This window comes from Actinacidiphila sp. DG2A-62, assembly GCF_035825295.1.
Classification (GTDB): Bacteria; Actinomycetota; Actinomycetes; order Streptomycetales; family Streptomycetaceae; genus Actinacidiphila.
The window spans coordinates 812,793-829,047 of sequence record NZ_JAYMGI010000002.1; the positions used below are offsets into that span (position 1 = coordinate 812,793).

Here is a 16,255-nt window from a genome sequence, read left to right on the forward strand (position 1 = left end):
GTGACGAGGAGGGCGGCGAAGGCGCGGGCGAAGCTGTCGCGCCGCCGCGGCCGGTACGCCGTCTGGTGGGCCGGCGCCGCGCCGGAGCGGCGCGCCCGGTTCCGCAGGCGCGTCGCGAGGCTGCCGTCTCCCGCCCCTCACGACAGCAGCGGCCGGATGAGCAGGAAGACATTGAAGCCGCTGATCAGCGCGGCGACCGCGGAGGCGGCCAGCGTGGTGGCCCGGCGGTTGGCCCGGCAGCCCATGACCGACCGGCTGGCGGTCAGCCACACCAGGGGCACCAGCGCGAAGGGGATACCGAAGGAGAGCACGACCTGGCTGAGGACCAGGGCGCGGGTGGGTTCAGTGCCCGCCGCGAGCAGCGCCAGGGCGGGCAGCAGCCCGGCCAGGCGGCGGGCCGCCATGGGCAGGCGGCGGCGCAGGAACCCGCTCATGATCGCGTCACCGGCGCTGACGCCGACGCTGGAGGAGGCCAGGCCGGCGGCCAGCAGCGCGAGCGCGAAGGCAACCGCGGCGCCCCTGCCGATCTGCCTGCCCAGGCCGGCGTGCACGGCCGCCAGGGTGTCGGCGGGCACGGGTGAGGCGTGCAGCGCGCCGGCCGCGACGGCGAGCATGGCGGCGTTGGCGAGCCCTGCCGTGCCCAGGGCCAGTGCGATGCCCCCGAGGCGGGTCCGGGGAGCCCGGCCGCTGCCGCTGCCGGCGGAGCGGCTGGTCAGCGCGGAGTGCAGGTAGATGACGTGTGGCATGACGGTGGCGCCGATGATGCCTGTGGCCAGCAGCAGACTGTCCTGGCCGGCCAGGCGTGGGAGCATCCCGGCACCGGTTGCGGACGCGGTGCCCGCGCGCAGCGCCTGGTAGAGGAACCCTGTCAGGACGACCAGCAGCATCCCGGCGACCACTCGTTCGAAGCTCCGTCTCCCCCACGGTGCCAGCACCAGGACGGCGAGCGCCGCCCCGGCGGTGAGGGCGGCGCCCGCGAGAAGCGGCACGCCGAACAGCAGGCGGAGGGCGACGGCACCCCCGATGATCTCGGCGAGGTCGGTGGCGATGGCCACCGCTTCTGCCTGGGCCCACAGCAGCCAGGTCACCGGACGGGGGCAGTGAGCGCGGCACAACTCGGCCAGGCTGTGTCCGCTGGCCTCGCCGAGCTTCGCGGACAGGTACTGCACCAGTACGGCCAGACCGTTCGCCGCGATGACCACCCACAGCAGCAGGTAGCCGTAGGAGGCGCCCGCGGCGGTATTGACGGCGAAATTGCCCGGGTCGACGTAGGCGACGGACACCACGAACGCCGGCCCGCAGCAGGCCGTCCATTGCCTCAGGCGGCGGTATGCGGATCCGCCCCGGGAGGAGCTCGCGTCTCGGGGTGTCGCCGGCGGGGGCGGCACCGGCCGCCGCACGGGGACGGCGGCCGTCCTCTCCACGACCGGAAGGTCCTGATAGCGGCCGGGATCCAGCATGGGACTCAGCCCCTCCGTGCGCGGTGTGCGCGCACCGTGATCCGGGCGGTGGTGCAGCCGACCAGTGCCAGCGCCGTGATGCTTCCGGCGACGGTCCGTGCGGACACGGCCGCCGCGAGCGCGACCGCCTGCACCACGAGCAGCACGGGCAGCGGCCCGCGAACCGCACGACGGGTGGAGGACGAGGGAACAACCATGGGAGGACTCCCGGCGGGAAGGGAGGGCGCGTCACGTCGGACGGGCCGGGACGGTGCGGTGGGCGGCCGGAGGGGGCGGGGACCGGAGCTGTCCGACGCGGGTGGCCGGCCGGGCCGCGGACGGGTGCACGGCGGGTGCACGGCCCGCCGGGTTGGGGCTCCGGCGGGCCGGCGCAGCCTTAGGTGAGCTTGTCCTTGAGCTTGCCCATGGGGCCGGTCTCGGTGCCCAGCGCGGGAGAGGCCGGCGCGCCGCGGCTGCCGTCGTAGGTCGCGTACAGCTTGGGGTCCGGCGGAGGGGCGATGCCGGTGTCCCCCTGCGCCACGGGCTCGGCCACGTAGGTGATCGGATCGCCGTTGGGAGTGGGCGTACCGATCCATCCACCCTGATCGCCGGCCTGGCCGTCGGACAGGTGCCACACCGCGTGGGCGTCGCCAGTCTTCTCCTCGTCGAACAGCGCGTTTGGGGCGACCGGGGTCGGCTCCAGCCCGTCGGCCTGGAGCTCCTCGATGGCTTTCAGCCACTGCAGCTGGTGCACGGTGTCGCGGGCGAGGTTGAATTGCAGCATGTCCCGTACTCCGGCGTCGTCGGTCATCTGGTACAGACGGGCCGTCTGCAGCCGGCCGTGGGCCTCGGCCGCGGCGTTGGCCTGGAAGTCGGCGAGCAGGTTTCCGCTGGCCACGACGAACTTGCCGCTCCACGGGTAGCCGTTCGCGTCGATGGGCATCGCACCGCCGCCGGAGACGATGGCGTGCTGCGGGTCCATCCCGCCCAGCACGGCGCCGACCACCGGATCGGCGGCGGCCGCCTTGGTGGTGGCGGTGGCCGGCGCGCCCTCCAGGAGCCGTGCGACCATCGTGGCGAGCATCTCTACGTGACCGATCTCCTCGGTCGCAGTGTCCATGATCAGGTCCTTGTACTTGCCCGGTACTCGGCAGTTCCAGCCCTGGAACAGGTACTGCAGGGCGACCGTCATCTCGCCGAAGGCCCCTCCGATGAGTTCCTGGAGCTTGTGGGCGTAGACCGGGTCGGGCTTGTCGGGCTTGGCTGCGTACTGCAGCTGGGAGGTGTGACGGAACATCGTGTACGGCTCCTCGACTCCCCCGCGCGGGGGGCTGGGATTGGCAGCCGCGGTCACCGGCGGGAACCGGGACGCGGCCGGGCTTCACTGCCCAGGGGAGCGTGTCGCCGTCACGGGCCCGTCACCGGATGCGTGTGCAATTCATCCGCATATGTCCGCCGTCGGCCGGGCACGCGACCGACGTAGGCCCCGGGCATGTGCGGGGATCCCGCCCTCGCCCCCCGACCGACAAGGAGGCGATGTGCCCCCGCCCGCTCACTCCCCCGCCCCGGCCGCGAGCACGGGCTCCCACTGGGACCTGCACCTGCTGGGTTCCTTCGCCCTGACCCACGGCACGCGCGGCGTCGATGTCCCGCCGCTGCCACAGAAGCTGTTTGCCTTCCTGGCCGTGCACACCCGTCCCGTGCCGCGCATGGAGCTGGCGCACGCGCTGTGGCCCGACCACGAGGAATCGCGTGCCTCGGCGAACCTGCGCTGCGCCCTGTGGCGGCTGCCCGGCGGCCGCCGGCCCGGCCACGCGCTGGTGGACGAGCACCGCACGGGCCTGCAAATCGCCCCGCACGTGGCGATCGACGCGCGGCTGCTTCAGCAGCAGGCCGCGGTGCTGGGCAGAGCTGCCGAGGCGGGAGCGACGGCGGCTCTGCCCAGCACCGGGACGCTGTGCCAGGATCTGCTGCCCGACTGGCACGACGACTGGCTGCTGGCGGCCCGCGAATGGCATCGGCAGCTGCGGCTGCGAGCCCTGGAGCAGTTGGCCGCGCACCAGTGCCGGGCCGGTCGGCTGGAGGAGGCCCTGGAGGCCGCGATGGCGGCGGTGGCCTGCGAGCCGTTGCGGGAGAGCGCGCACCGCGCGGTTGCGGCCGTCCACCTGGCCGAGGGAAATCCTTCCGAGGCGCTGCGGCACTACGACCGCTACCGCGAACGCCTCCGTGACGAGCTGGGCATAGCCCCCTCCCCCCGCTTCCGCGACCTGCTCGCTCCCTTGCTGGCCCGCCCCCTCGACCGGTGAGACCCAAGCCCACTTCGTGGCGCCCGATGCCCGGGCGGCGGTGGGTCTGCCGCTGGGCAGGGACACCATCCGAGGGACGGGTTCTCAGCCGCCGTGCGCACAGGTGGTGAGCACAAGCGTCGCGGTAAGGGCAGCGGTCAGCGCGAAGGCTGCCAGTACGGTGGCGGTGCAGCGGCGCAGCAGGCGGGTCCGCAGGATGTGGTACCGCTGTTCGTATTCCTGCCGCAGTTCGCCGGCACGGACAGCCGCGGCCCTCAGCTGGTGGCGGGAGATCTCCAGACGGGCCCGCGTGTAGTGGTGCACGACCTGCTCGCGCTGCGCAACCAGCAGCCAGGGCATGAGCTCGGCGAAGGCTTCGGCTTCCTCGCGGGCGAGGGAGCGTTCGCGTTCCGTGAGCAGATAGACCTCGATCCGGTTGATCTCCGCCGCGATGTCGGATCCGGCTCGGGGGATGTCCTGGTCCCTCACGGATTGTCGCCTTCGGAGGGAGACGCCAGGCCCCTGCCGGGCTCGACGGCGTCGCGGCGCCCGCCCTGGAGTTCTTTCTCGGCGGTGGCGATGCCGGGATGGTGAAGGTCGAAGGCGGGGGATTCGGAACGGATGCGAGGCAAAGTCAGAAAGTTGTGCCGGGGCGGCGGACAGGACGTGGCCCATTCGAGGGACCGGCCGTAGCCCCAAGGATCGTCCACCATGACCGGCTTGCCGTACTTGGCGGTCTTCCACACGTTGTACAGGAACGGCAGGGTGGACAGGCCGAGCAGGAACGAGCCGATCGACGAGACGGTGTTCAAGGTGGTGAAGCCATCGGCCGCCAGGTAGTCGGCGTAGCGACGGGGCATGCCCTCGGCACCCAGCCAGTGCTGGATCAGGAACGTGGTGTGGAATCCGACGAACAGCGTCCAGAAGTGGATCTTCCCGAGCCGTTCGTCGAGAAGCCTGCCGGTCATCTTCGGCCACCAGAAGTGGAAGCCGCCGAACATCGCGAAGACGATCGTACCGAACAGCACGTAGTGGAAATGGGCGACGACGAAGTAGGAGTCGGTCACGTGCCAGTCCAGCGGCGGTGAGGCAAGGATGATCCCGGTCAGGCCGCCGAACAGGAACGTCACAAGGAAACCGACGGACCACAGCATCGGGGTCTCAAAACTAAGGGAACCGTTCCACAAGGTGCCGATCCAGTTGAAGAACTTCACTCCCGTCGGGACGGCGATCAGGAACGTCATGAACGAGAAGAACGGCAGCAGGACCATACCGGTGGCGAACATGTGGTGCGCCCAGACCGTCACCGACAGACCGGCGATGGCCACGGTCGCGCCGACCAGGCCGACGTATCCGAAGATCGGTTTGCGGGCGAACACCGGGAAAATCTCGGTGACCACCCCGAAGAACGGCAGCGCCAGGATGTAGACCTCGGGATGGCCGAAGAACCAGAACAGGTGCTGCCACATGATCGCGCCGCCGTTGGCGGCGTCGAAGACGTGGGCGCCGAACTTGCGGTCTGCCTCCAGGCACAGCAGCGCCGCCGCCAGAACCGGGAAGGCGAGCAGGACCAGCACCGAAGTGAGCAGCACATTCCAGGTGAAAATCGGCATGCGGAACATCGTCATGCCCGGGGCCCGCATGCACACGATGGTGGCGACGAAATTCACCGCGCCCAAGATCGTGCCGAACCCGGCGAGCCCCAGGCCCATGATCCACATGTCGGCGCCCACAGTGGGGCTATGCGCCTTGTCGCTGAGCGGGGCATAGGCGGTCCAGCCGAAGTCCGCACTTCCGTTGGACGTGAGGAAACCGGCCACCGTGATCAGCCCGCCGAACAGGAACAGCCAGTAGGAGAACATGTTCAGACGAGGGAAGGCGACATCCGGCGCCCCGATCTGCAGCGGCATGACGGCGTTTGCGAACCCGGCGAAAGTGGGAGTGGCGAACAGCAGCAGCATGACCGTGCCGTGCATGGTGAACATCTGGTTGTACTGCTCGTTCGACAGGAACTGCATCCCTGGCCGTGCCAGTTCCGCGCGCATCACCATCGCCAGCGCTCCGGCGAACAGGAAGAAGCAGAACGACGTGATCAAATAAAGGTGCCCGATCTTCTTATGGTCGGTGGTACTGAGCCAGGTGACCAGAATGCGGCCACGCCGGCCCGAGACGGGGCGCTGCGCCGACGCCTCGGAGGGTGCTGTCACAACCATGGGTTCCGCCCCGTCCTGATCCGAACCGCTCGGCGGCAGCCATCTCGGCCACCGGCCGCGCACATGTGGCACCGCGTGCGTCATCGACGGCGCCCACGGCAGCGACCGCTCCCGACACCCCACATACCTACGCACGGCAGCGATCAGGTCACTCATAGTAGTCACAGTTGGTTCGCTCGACACGCAGGCAGGGCAGCGACACGCGGGCGCCCGCCGTCCTGCGAGCCAATACCGACACCCTCGCCGCCGACGCCGGCGACCACATCTGGCCGGGTGGGAGGGTTGGCGCCCGGCAACGTCCGAGCGTCCCCGGAAGCGCGAGCGCCCGCAGGTCCTCCGGCGAGTGCCCCACGATCTTTGCGGCGCACTCGGCGCAGCGGGACGGGGCACGCGCTTGCCGTCCCCGGAAAGCCCGGTCACGTCGAACAGGACCCCGTCGCCCGGCTCGATGTCGCCGTCCCGGCTGCGCTCCGGGCGCCGTTGACGTTCTGCCGGTCGCCGGTGATCGGCCGGACTGGGACGAGCTGACCCGCCGAGCGCCAGGGCTCCACACGCTCGTATGCCGAGCGCCCGACGATCCGGTCGCACACCTCGGCGCGCCGCCTGGGGCGCGGCTCGTCAACCGCGTTGGCCCAGTGGGTGCCGCCGCAGTGCAGATGCCTTCCGGACTGTGACCGCGCAGGGCGTTTCGGGCACGGGCACGACGTAGCGAATCGTCTCGTCGCACCCGGCGTCGTCCGCCGCCAGGTCCCCGCCCGCCGCGGTGTCGACCGCCGTTGGCTCCTGGGCCGGGTCCGCCGGCCGGGGCGGCTGATTTGCCGCTCCCAACCGCACGGCCACGCGTGGTTGCATTAGAGCTCGGGGTAGCATCTCTGCCGGGCCGCCGCTTGGGGAACTCCTCCCTCGTCAACGGCCTGACGCCCAGCTCCGCGAACGCGCTGCGGTTTCAGCCGGACGCCGGTCCGCGACGAATTCCCAGTCGGCACCCTGCGCGGCGGGGTCGACGGACTCCGTCCAGTGCAGCGCGGACGACGTCCACGACGTGCGCGGGTCCGAGCACACTTGTACCGCATCCGCCCGCCGCATCCACCACGCACCTGCAACCGCCCCGGGTTGCTGTGCCGCGACGCGATGAACACCGCCACCGGCCCCTCGTCAGATGCCGGGACGTTCTCGGCGGCCGCGGCCACCCGGGAACCGGAGGGGCCGGCAGAGTGGGGGTCGGACGCGGCGGCCGGACGTACCGCCGCCCACGCCGCCTCCTTCGCCGCGCGCGCCTTGACCAGCTGCCGCTTCCCGCCCGCCTCGGAGACACCCGCGCCCGCCTTCCGCTCCCCCTGCGGTTCGGCGCTCGCAAGCTTCTGTCCCAGCCGGGACGCACCGTCGAGGGACTTGCGGGGCACCTCGTGCAACAGCTTGCCCGTGCTGGTGGCCGAGCTGGCGCCCGGCATGGCCGAGCGGGGAGCCGGCGTCATCGTGAACATCGGTTCGTGGATGGCCCGCGTGGGCGTCCCCTACAAGGCCCTGTGCCCGGCGACCAAGGCAGCCGTGGAACAGCTGACCCGGGCCTGGGCGGCGGAGTACGGGCCTCGCGGCGTCCGTGTGAACACCGTCGCGCCGGGAGCGACGGCCACCCGCGGCACGTCGGCCGACGCCGACCGGATGGCGGAGCTGACGAAGGGGACCCCCGCGGGGGCTCCGGTACGGCCCGTCGACATCGCCTACGCGGTCCGCTTCCTCGCCTCCGACCAGGCCGCGCTCGTCCACGGCGCGACGCTCGACGTCGACGGCGGGATCGCCGCCACCCGGCTGCGCTGACCGCCGGCGGCTCCGCGCCGTCGCCTCACCGCGACAGCCGGCGGGAGCCGTCCGCGGTGAAGACGTGGCGGCGCGCCGCGGTGATGTCGACGCCGACCTCCTGGCCGGGGGCGACGTTCAGGAAGCCGGGGGCGCGGGCGAGCAGGTCGGTGCCCGCGACGGTCACCGCGACGTCGGTGGCGTGGCCGAGCGGCTGGGTGAGTTTGACCGTGGCGCGGATGTCGCCGTCGCGCGGCTCCTCGTGCACGGCCAGTTCGTCCGGGCGCAGCCCCAGCCGCACCTTCTTCTCCGTGATGCCCTCGCCGGGGACGGCGATGCCGGTGCCGGGCACGACCAGCCGGTCGCCGTCGGCCTCGGCGTCGAAGAGGTTGATGGATGGCTTGCCGACGAAGACCGCCACGAACTCGGTGGCCGGGCTGTCGTAGATCTCCTGGGGCGTGCCGTACTGCTCCAGCCGGCCGCGGCTCATCACGGCGATCTTGTCGGAGAGGGTCAGCGCCTCCTCTTGGTCGTGGGTGACGTAGACGCTGGTGGCGCCCAGCTCCTGGTGGAGCTGCTTGAGCTCGGTGCGGGTGCGGTCGCGCAGCAGCGCGTCGAGGTTGGACAGCGGCTCGTCGAAGAGGAACACCGCCGGGCGGCGGGCGATGGCCCGGCCGAGCGCGACGCGCTGGCGCTGCCCGCCGGACAGGTCCCTGGGCTTGCGGTCCAGGAACGGTTCGAGCGACAGCCGCGCCGCCGCGTCCCGCACCCGCTGGTCGATGTCCTGCCGCGGGGTCTTGCGCATCCGCAGGCCGAACGCCATGTTCTCGTAGACCGTCATGTGCGGGTAGAGGGCGTAGTCCTGGAAGACGAACGCCAGGTCCCGCTTGTCCGGCGGGAGTTCGTCGACCCGGCCGCCGTCGATGGTGATGGTGCCGCCGGAGACGTCCTCCAGTCCGGCGATCATGTTCAGTGTGGTGGACTTGCCGCAGCCCGACGGCCCGAGCAGCGTCACGAAGTGGCCCTGCTCGACGGTGTAGGAGATCTCCTCCACCGCGGAGGTCTTGCCGTCGTAGGACTTGTGGACCCGGTCCAGGACGATCTCGCCCATCAGCCCTTCACTGCTCCTTCGGTAAGGCCGCGCACGATCCAGCGTTGTGCGGCGAGGGCCAGCAGCATGACCGGCAGCGTGGTGATCACGCCGGCGGTGGCCGCCGAGGTGTAGTCGTTGGCGAACAGCCCCTGGAACGACGCGGTCCTGACCGGCAGCGTCGTGGCGTTGCTCGCGGTGAGGATCTTCGCCAGGAAGAAGTCGCTCCAGGCGGTGATGAAGGCGAAGACGCCGGTGGCCGCCAGGCCCGGCGCGGCGAGCGGCGCCGCGATCCGCCACAGGATCTGCCACCTGCCGCAGCCGTCGATCCGCGCGGCCTTCTCCAGGCTCAGCGGGATGTCCTCGAAGAAGCCCACCATCATCCAGACCACCAGCGGCAGGATGAACGCGGTGTAGGTGATGATCAGCGCGGCCGGGGTGTCGAAGAGGCCGAGCGTGCGGATGACGATGAACAGCGGCACCGCGAGCACGATCACCGGGATCGCCTGGGTGGACATCATCGCCAGCAGCAGGACCTGCTTGCCGCGGAACCGCAGCCGGGCCAGTCCGTAGGCGGCGATCGAGCCGAGCGCCAGGCAGATCAGCGTGGTGAGCAGGCCCACCATGGCGGAGGTGAGCATCGGCTTCAGGAAGCTGCTCTGGCCGAGCAGCCGCCGGTACGAGGACAGGGTGAGGTCGCCCGGGTCGAGCCGCGGGTTCTCCCGCTGGAGGTCGTGCGCCGGGAAGACGCTGTAGACGACCATCCACACGAACGGCGCGATGAAGTACAGCAGGGCCACGACGAGCAGGAAGCGGTGCAGCACCGTGACGGCCCGCTTCCTGCCCCTGCGGGACAGTCCGCGGCGGCGCGGCGAGGGGGCCGGGGGCGCCTGCGTCGCCGGGCCGCCGGCGGGCTGGCCGCCGCCCGGTGCGGTGGCGGTGCGGAAGGTGGTCACGCGGTCCTCCTCCTCGGGCCCAGGCCGCCCGGGCCGCGGCGGCCGATGCCGCGGGCCACGAACCACGACGGCGCGCGGAACAGCAGCATCCAGAAGACGGCGATGAGCAGCACCAGCGCCATGATGCTGATGGCGATGGCCGCGCCGTAGCCGCGGTCGAGGTTGCTGAACGTCGTCAGGTAGGCGAAGAAGTTGACGGTGGTGGTGCCGCCGGCGGGACCGCCGGAGCCGCCGGTGAGCACGTAGATGGTGTCGAACACCTTCAGCGACCACATGCTCTGCACGATGAGGGCGAACAGGATCGTGGTGCGGATGCTGGGCAGGGTGATGAAGGCGAACCGGCGGATCGCGCCGGCGCCGTCGATGCTGGCCGCGCGGTAGAGGTTGGCCGGCACGCTCTGGAGCGCGGCGATGAACAGCAGGGTGAGGAACGGCAGCAGCTTCCACATCTCGGCGAAGATCAGCACGTTCATCGCCGAGGTGGGCGAGGACAGCCACTGCTTGTTGCCGTCGATGATGCCGAGGCCCCGCAGCACGGTGTTGGCGATGCCGGTGTCGCCGTCGAAGATGAGGTGCCACATGATCCCGTTGACCACCGGCGGCACCGCCCACGGGACGAGCAGCAGCACGCGTGCCAGGGCGCGGAAGCGGAACTGCTGGGTGAGCAGCACCGCGAGCCCGATGGCGAGCGCGACCCCGGCCAGCACGGTGATGACCGAAAAGTACACCGTGCGGTTGAGGGCCTCGCGGTAGGCGGGGTCGGTGAACAGCTGGTGGTAGTTGTCCGTGCCGGTGTACGGGTGCACGGGGCTGATCTTGTCGTTCCACTGGTGCAGCGACAGCCAGCCGGCGTAGCCGATGGGGTAGGCGAACAGGGCGAGGACGACCAGCACGGCGGGCGCCATCAGCAGCAGGTTGAACCGCCTGTCGCCGCGTTCGGCGCGCCCGCGCCGGAGGCGCCCGCCGCCGGGGGCGGTCGGGGCGTGCGGGCGGCTGGGTGTGGTCAGCGTGGTTGCCGGCATGAGGTGACCTACTTGTACTTGGCGATGATCGCCGACGCCTGGTCGGCCGCCGTGTCGAGGGCCTTCTTGGGGGTGGTCCTGCCGAGCATCGCCGTGGTGATGCCGGTCGACAGCTGCTGCACGACGTCGCTGTACCAGGGCGCGCCGAAGCGCTTGATCGGGTAGCGCGACTCCTGGAGGTAGGTGCTGACGATGGGCAGGTGCGAGGTGACGGTCTTCTCCTGGAGCAGCGAGGTGGTGACGGGGAACCAGCCCTCCTTCTGCACCATCTCGCGCTGCACGGGCGCGGTCGTGACGTACTGCAGCCACTTCAGCGCCGCGGCCTTGTTCTGGGAGAAGGCGTTGATGGCGAAGCCCTCGGAGCCGTCGATGGACGCCGACTTCACCGTGATGCCGGGCAGGATCCCGTTGCCGACGGCGGACGCGCCGAGCGCGCCCTGGGCGACGGCCACGGGGTACTGGGCCGGCCAGTTGAAGACGATCGCGGCCTTGCCGTTGGCGAAAAGGGTGTTCAGGTCGCTGGAGTTGGTGATCTGCAGGCTGGAGGGGCTCATCACCTTGTCGGTGCGCAGCAGCCTGACCAGCCGGTCGAGGGCGTCGACGCCCTTGTCGCTGTTGAACGCCGGCTTGTTGTCGGCGTCGTACATGGTGCCGCCGTTGAGCAGGAGGACGCGCAGGAAGTTCTGGTAGGCGCCGTCGGTGTTGCCCATGTCGGCCGCGTAGCCGTAGACGCCGCCGCCGGTCAGCTCCTTGGCCGCCGAGACGAAGTCGTCCCAGGTGGCGGGGGCGGTGTCGGGGGCGAGTCCGGCCTTGTCGAAGAGGTTCTTGTTCCAGAACATGGTCTGGGCGCTGGCGAACTTCGGCAGGCCGTAGACGGTGCCGCCGTAGGACACGGCGTCCAGCGCGGCCGGCAGGACGCCCTGGGGGACGGCGGAGCGGTCCAGCGGCTGCAGCCAGCCGGCCCGGCCGAACTCGGCGGACCAGGCGGCCCAGGTCATCACCACGTCGTAGGAGGAGTCCTGCGCGGAGAAGAGGGTGGCCAGCCGGTCGTGCAGGTCGTTGAAGTTGGCCTGCTCGTACTTCTCGACCTTGATCCCGGTGTCCTTCTCGAACTGCGCGACGACGCCCGACTGGAAGATCTTGTTGGTGTTGTCGTCGAGGATGCGGATGCTGCCGCCGGCGGAGGAGGCGGGGGCCAGCGGGCTCGCGGACGTGCCGGCCGTGCCGGTGCTGCCGCCGGAGCACGCCGTGAGTCCGGCGGCGGCGATCAGGCCACCGCCGAGGGCGAGCGCCGAGCGGCGGCTCGGCAGCGAGTGCGAGGACTGCGTGTGCTGCGAGTGATGGGCCATGGTGGCTGCTCCATAGGGGTGGCGCTCAGGGCGGCGCTGGGGCGGTGGGGTCCGGCGCGCTGGGGTCGAGTCTCCATCCGCTGACCGGATACATGCGACATACGGTGATGTGAGTCATATCTCCGACGGTCCGGGGCCGGCGGATCGGGTCGGGAGGCTCGGGCCAGGGCCCGGTCGGGGCTCGGTCGGGGCTCGGGAGTCTCAGGCCGCGGGCGTCGCGGCGAGCGGTACGGCCTCGCCGGTCCGCAGGGACTCCAGGACGGCCAGGACGACGTCGGTGACCAGCGCTCCCTGGTCGAGGCCGGGGCCGACCGGCTTGCCCTCGGCCAGCGCGGCGACGAAGGACTGCACCATCCAGGTCGGCGGGCCCTGCAGCCGCCCGTCGATCTCGCCGCCGAGCATGCCGGGCCAGGTGTAGGAGTCCCCGGCGTGGCGGAAGCTCTGGTCCTGCAGGTCGACGTCGACCGCGGAGCGGCTGCCCACCACCTTGTACTGGAAGTCGATGATCGACGGCGAGGACTCCGGCAGCACCCAGGTGGAGGTGAGGTTGGCGGTGGTGCCGTCGGCGAAGGTCAGCAGCGCGTGCACGACGTCCCAGGTGTCCACCCCGAGTTCGGCCAGCCTGCCGCGCGAGCCGCGGGCGACCACCGAGGCCACCGGCTTGTCCGCGACCCACAGGGCGGCGTCGACGGTGTGGCTCATCAGGAACCAGGCCGGCGACGACCTCGCCGCCCACGGGATCATCCGGGTCGGCACGTAGTAGGTGTTGCTGAGCAGGATGTTCTGCGTCAGCACGTCGCCCAGCGCGCCGCCGGCCGACAGGTCGTGGATGCGGCGGATGGCGGGGTTCCAGCGGTTCTCGAAGCCGACCATGCACTGCACCCCGGCCTCCCGCACCGCCTCGGCGATCGCGCGGCAGTCCTCCGCGGTCGTGGCCAGCGGCTTCTCCAGCAGCAGGTGGGCGCCGCTGCGCGCGGCGTCGACGGCGGCCTCGCGGTGGGCGAAGTCGGGCGTCGCGACGATCACCGCGTCGAGGCCGCCGCGCTCCAGCATGGCCCGGTGGTCGGTGAAGGCCGCGAGGCCGAACTCGTCCGCCGCCTTCTGTGCCGTCCGCGGGTCGAGGTCGCAGACCGCGGTCACCCGGGCGCCGGGGAAGCCGGCGAGCGACTGCGCGTACATCTGCCCGCGGATTCCGGCGCCGACTATGCCGACGTTCACCATCGAGGACTCCTGACACGACTGTTCGGGGAGCGAGGGCTCCGGGATGCGCACCCGCACTGCGTCCGCGGGTCGGTTCACCCCGCAACCACCGGGGCGAGGGTTTGTAAGCTATCCATGCGAACCTGGGAGGTCAAGGGTTGCGCTCGACCGTGTCCGTCGCCTTACATCGCAGGTAGCGCGCGTGATGTCGGGCGCGTTTCCCGCGTGTGACCGGTGGTCGATCCACAGAACAGCCCGTTCGTCGCCTGGGTTTGTATGATGACGAGCCAATTGCTGTACTGGTCCGGCTACCCAACCGATCGATGGAGCCGCCTTGAGGTCCGATCACGACCGCCGGGACGCCCGCACTCCCGCGGCGCCGCGGCCGACACAGCCCCCGGTCCCGATCCCGGCGTCGGCGCCCGTGCCGGCATCGGCCCCGGTCCCGGCATCGGCCCCGGCACGGCCGCGGCGCGCGGCCACCCCGCTGATCTCGCCGAGCCTGGCCAGCCAGGTCAACCGGGCCCGGGTGCTGCAGTCGCTCTACGACATCGGCCCGCTGTCCCGCTCCGACCTGGCGCGGCTCACCGGCACCACCCGGGCCGCGATCGGCACGATCGTCCAGCCGATGATCGACAGCGGCATCCTCGCCGAGGGCGATCCGCGCTCCAGCGGCGCGTCGGGCGGCAAACCGGCCCGGCCGCTGTGGTTCTCCCCCTCCGGGCCGTCCATCGCCGCCGTGCACCTGCTGCCCGGCCACGTGAAGGCCGCCATGGTCAGCGCCGCGGGCGAGATACTGGCCACCGCCGAGGACCGGTTCCGGCCGGACGGCACGGACCCGGACGCGGTGGTGGAGACGGTGCTGGCCTGCCTGGAGCGGGTGCTGCCGTCGCGGGGGACGCCGCCGATGGGCGTCGGCATCGCGGTCGGCGGCATGGTCGACACCGACACCGGCACGGTGGTGAAGGTCAACCTCGCGCCGGTGCTGGACGGCCTGCCGCTGGGCCCGCTGCTCTCCCGCCGGCTCGACCTGCCCGTCTACCTCGACCACCACCCGCGCGTCCAGGCGCTCGGCGACCGCTGGTTCGGCCAGGCGCGCGGGGTCCAGTCGTTCGCCTCGCTCTACCTCGCGGACGTGCTGGGCGTCGGGCTCGTCCTCGACGGCGCCGTGCAGCGCGGCCAGGCCGGGGCCGGCGGCGAGATCGGGCACACGGTGGTCGAGCTGGACGGCCGCGAGTGCGAGTGCGGGCGGCGCGGCTGCTGGGAGACGATCGCGACCGACCGCTGGCTGCGCGACGAGGCGGTACGGCTGGGGCTGCCCGCCGCCCCGAGCATGACCGCCGGTTCGCTGGCCCGGCTGGCCGCCCGCGACCACCCCGGCGCCGCGGACCTGCTTGACCGGTTCGCCCGCAACATCTCCGTGGGCATCGTCAACCTCCAGCAGATCCTGGCGCCCGGCCTGTTCATCCTGCACGGCAACGCCATCGCCGGCGGCGACGCGTTCCGCCGCCGGATCGAGGAGCACGTGGGCTCCCGCATCCCGCAGCGCGCGCCCGGCCCGCCGCAGATCGTCTTCGCCGAGGCCAACGACCACGTCACCGCGCTCGGCGCGGCCGGCCTGGTCCTCTCCCACACGCTGCGGCTCATCGCCTGAGCCCGGGGCCGCGGGAGGGCCGCCGTCCACCGGAACCGCCGGGCCGCCGGGTCCGACCAAGGCGCCGGGGGCGCCCGGGGCGTCGGGGTCGCCCGGGCCTCATTGGAACGCGGGCGCGGCCCCCTCCGTATCTGCACGTCAAGACTTGGCAACGATTTTCATCACGCACCTCACGAGCTGGTCATGGCAATCATTGTCATTTAGCGTGGTCGGTGTCCGGCTCGGCGCGGCCGGACCAGGACACACCTGTGATGACCCGCCGCTCCGACCCCGTTCGTGGAGGACCCCATGCACCCGTCCCCGTCCCGCAGCCTGGCGCTCGTCGCCGGCGCCTCCCTGGCCCTCCTGGCAGGCTGCGGCAGCTCATCGGACTCCGGAGGCGACGGGGCGCCGGCGTCGTCCGGTTCCGCGTCCGCCTCCGCGTCCGGCGCCACGATCTCGGTGGTCGCCTCCACCAACGTCTACGGCGACATCGTGAAGCAGATAGGCGGCGCGCGGACCGACGTCACCTCGATCATCAGCGACCCGGACCAGGACCCGCACTCCTACGAGGCCAACACCCGCAACCAGCTGGCCCTGTCCAGGGCGAAGGTCGTCATCGAGAACGGCGGGGGCTACGACGACTTCGTCGACCGGATGCTGAAGAGCAGCGGTTCCTCGGCCGAGGTGATCAACGTCGTGAAGTTCTCCGGCAAGACCGCCCCCAAGGGCGGCGAGCTCAACGAGCACGTCTGGTACGACTTCCCGACCGTCGCCCGGCTCGCCGACGACATCGCCGCCGTCCTCGGCCGGGCCGACCCGAAGGACGCCGCCGCCTTCACCGCGAACGCCGCAGCCTTCAAGTCCCGGATCGCGCCGCTGGAGGCGCAGGAGGCGCAGATCAAGAAGGAGCACGGCGGTGAGGGCATCGGCATCACCGAGCCGGTGCCGCTGTACATGACCGAGGCCAGCGGGCTGGTCAACAAGACGCCCGAGGAGTTCAGCGAGGCCGTCGAGGAGGGCAGCGACGTCTCGCCCAGGGTTCTGCGGGAGACCCTCGCCCTGTACAGCGACAAGCAGGTCAAGGCGCTGGTCTACAACGCCCAGACCTCCGGCCCGCAGACGGAGAAGGTCCAGAAGGCGGCGAAGGCGGCCGGCATCCCCGTCGTGCCCGTCACCGAGACCCTGCCGGACGGCAAGGACTACCTCGCCTGGATGACGGCGAACGTCGACGCGCTCGCGAGCGCGCTGGCCAAGTGAGGGGGACGGCG

General features: G+C 71.4%; 14 protein-coding genes. 4 read left to right on the forward strand and 10 right to left on the reverse strand.

Annotated features, from left to right (window positions below):
* Positions 1 to 137: 137 nt before the first annotated feature.
* From VSR01_RS03940 to VSR01_RS03950, 3 genes are all read right to left on the reverse strand, one after another.
* Positions 138 to 1,460, reverse strand: coding sequence for an Nramp family divalent metal transporter (locus tag VSR01_RS03940; RefSeq protein WP_442785393.1), 1,323 nt, complete (start codon positions 1,458 to 1,460; stop codon positions 138 to 140).
* A 5-nt stretch (positions 1,461 to 1,465) separates the two neighbouring features.
* Entirely contained in the window at positions 1,466 to 1,657 is a 192-nt protein-coding gene (locus VSR01_RS03945) for a hypothetical protein (protein ID WP_326447894.1), read from the reverse strand.
* 179 nt (positions 1,658 to 1,836) lie between these two features.
* Positions 1,837 to 2,736 carry a manganese catalase family protein gene (locus VSR01_RS03950; protein WP_326447895.1) on the reverse strand — a complete coding sequence of 300 codons (900 nt, stop codon included), beginning with the start codon at positions 2,734 to 2,736 and terminating at the stop codon, positions 1,837 to 1,839.
* A 241-nt stretch (positions 2,737 to 2,977) separates the two neighbouring features.
* Here VSR01_RS03950 and VSR01_RS03955 point away from each other — a divergent pair, with 241 nt between their 5' ends.
* Positions 2,978 to 3,745: an AfsR/SARP family transcriptional regulator gene (locus VSR01_RS03955; protein ID WP_326447896.1), complete on the forward strand. Its 768-nt coding sequence runs from the start codon at positions 2,978 to 2,980 to the stop codon at positions 3,743 to 3,745.
* Between the two features lie 84 nt (positions 3,746 to 3,829).
* Here VSR01_RS03955 and VSR01_RS03960 read toward each other — a convergent pair whose 3' ends face one another.
* Entirely contained in the window at positions 3,830 to 4,213 is a 384-nt protein-coding gene (locus tag VSR01_RS03960) for a hypothetical protein (RefSeq protein WP_326447897.1), read from the reverse strand.
* Positions 4,210 to 5,937: an aa3-type cytochrome oxidase subunit I gene (gene ctaD, locus VSR01_RS03965; protein ID WP_326453485.1), complete on the reverse strand. Its 1,728-nt coding sequence runs from the start codon at positions 5,935 to 5,937 to the stop codon at positions 4,210 to 4,212. Before ctaD ends, VSR01_RS03960 begins: the two co-directional genes overlap by 4 nt.
* Positions 5,938 to 7,068: 1,131 nt before the next feature.
* Here ctaD and VSR01_RS03970 point away from each other — a divergent pair.
* The gene (locus VSR01_RS03970) at positions 7,069 to 7,755 is read left to right on the forward strand and encodes an SDR family NAD(P)-dependent oxidoreductase (protein ID WP_326447898.1); all 687 of its coding nucleotides are present in this window, start codon (positions 7,069 to 7,071) and stop codon (positions 7,753 to 7,755) included.
* A gap of 25 nt (positions 7,756 to 7,780) precedes the next feature.
* Here VSR01_RS03970 and VSR01_RS03975 read toward each other — a convergent pair whose 3' ends face one another.
* The 5 genes from VSR01_RS03975 to VSR01_RS03995 form a co-directional block, all read right to left on the reverse strand.
* Complete coding sequence (locus VSR01_RS03975; protein WP_326447899.1) at positions 7,781 to 8,845, reverse strand: ABC transporter ATP-binding protein; 1,065 nt, start codon at positions 8,843 to 8,845, stop codon at positions 7,781 to 7,783.
* Positions 8,845 to 9,780 carry a carbohydrate ABC transporter permease gene (locus VSR01_RS03980; protein WP_326447900.1) on the reverse strand — a complete coding sequence of 312 codons (936 nt, stop codon included), beginning with the start codon at positions 9,778 to 9,780 and terminating at the stop codon, positions 8,845 to 8,847. Before VSR01_RS03980 ends, VSR01_RS03975 begins: the two co-directional genes overlap by 1 nt.
* Entirely contained in the window at positions 9,777 to 10,802 is a 1,026-nt protein-coding gene (locus tag VSR01_RS03985) for a carbohydrate ABC transporter permease (RefSeq protein ID WP_326447901.1), read from the reverse strand. The genes VSR01_RS03980 and VSR01_RS03985 overlap by 4 nt, the downstream gene beginning before the upstream one ends.
* A gap of 8 nt (positions 10,803 to 10,810) precedes the next feature.
* Entirely contained in the window at positions 10,811 to 12,151 is a 1,341-nt protein-coding gene (locus tag VSR01_RS03990) for a sugar ABC transporter substrate-binding protein (RefSeq protein ID WP_326447902.1), read from the reverse strand.
* Between the two features lie 201 nt (positions 12,152 to 12,352).
* Positions 12,353 to 13,372 carry a Gfo/Idh/MocA family protein gene (locus tag VSR01_RS03995; RefSeq protein WP_326447903.1) on the reverse strand — a complete coding sequence of 340 codons (1,020 nt, stop codon included), beginning with the start codon at positions 13,370 to 13,372 and terminating at the stop codon, positions 12,353 to 12,355.
* Between the two features lie 403 nt (positions 13,373 to 13,775).
* Between VSR01_RS03995 and VSR01_RS04000 the strand changes: the two genes are divergently transcribed.
* The gene (locus tag VSR01_RS04000; protein WP_326447904.1) at positions 13,776 to 15,005 is read left to right on the forward strand and encodes an ROK family protein; all 1,230 of its coding nucleotides are present in this window, start codon (positions 13,776 to 13,778) and stop codon (positions 15,003 to 15,005) included.
* A gap of 288 nt (positions 15,006 to 15,293) precedes the next feature.
* A complete protein-coding gene (locus tag VSR01_RS04005) occupies positions 15,294 to 16,244 on the forward strand; it encodes a metal ABC transporter solute-binding protein, Zn/Mn family (RefSeq protein ID WP_326447905.1) in 951 nt (316 codons plus the stop codon).
* The last annotated feature ends 11 nt before the right edge of the window (positions 16,245 to 16,255 follow it).

Excerpts from the sequence above, each read along its gene's own strand:
- VSR01_RS04005 (WP_326447905.1), top strand. The coding sequence starts at position 15,294 with ATGCACCCGTCCCCGTCCCGCAGCCTGGCGCTCGTCGCCGGCGCCTCC.
- VSR01_RS03990 (WP_326447902.1), bottom strand. The coding sequence starts at position 12,151 with ATGGCCCATCACTCGCAGCACACGCAGTCCTCGCACTCGCTGCCGAGC.
- VSR01_RS03940 (WP_442785393.1), bottom strand. The coding sequence starts at position 1,460 with ATGCTGGATCCCGGCCGCTATCAGGACCTTCCGGTCGTGGAGAGGACG.
- ctaD (WP_326453485.1), bottom strand. The coding sequence starts at position 5,937 with ATGGTTGTGACAGCACCCTCCGAGGCGTCGGCGCAGCGCCCCGTCTCG.
- VSR01_RS03970 (WP_326447898.1), top strand. The coding sequence starts at position 7,069 with ATGAACACCGCCACCGGCCCCTCGTCAGATGCCGGGACGTTCTCGGCG.
- VSR01_RS03950 (WP_326447895.1), bottom strand. The coding sequence starts at position 2,736 with ATGTTCCGTCACACCTCCCAGCTGCAGTACGCAGCCAAGCCCGACAAG.
- VSR01_RS03985 (WP_326447901.1), bottom strand. The coding sequence starts at position 10,802 with ATGCCGGCAACCACGCTGACCACACCCAGCCGCCCGCACGCCCCGACC.
- VSR01_RS03975 (WP_326447899.1), bottom strand. The coding sequence starts at position 8,845 with ATGGGCGAGATCGTCCTGGACCGGGTCCACAAGTCCTACGACGGCAAG.
- VSR01_RS03995 (WP_326447903.1), bottom strand. The coding sequence starts at position 13,372 with ATGGTGAACGTCGGCATAGTCGGCGCCGGAATCCGCGGGCAGATGTAC.
- VSR01_RS03945 (WP_326447894.1), bottom strand. The coding sequence starts at position 1,657 with ATGGTTGTTCCCTCGTCCTCCACCCGTCGTGCGGTTCGCGGGCCGCTG.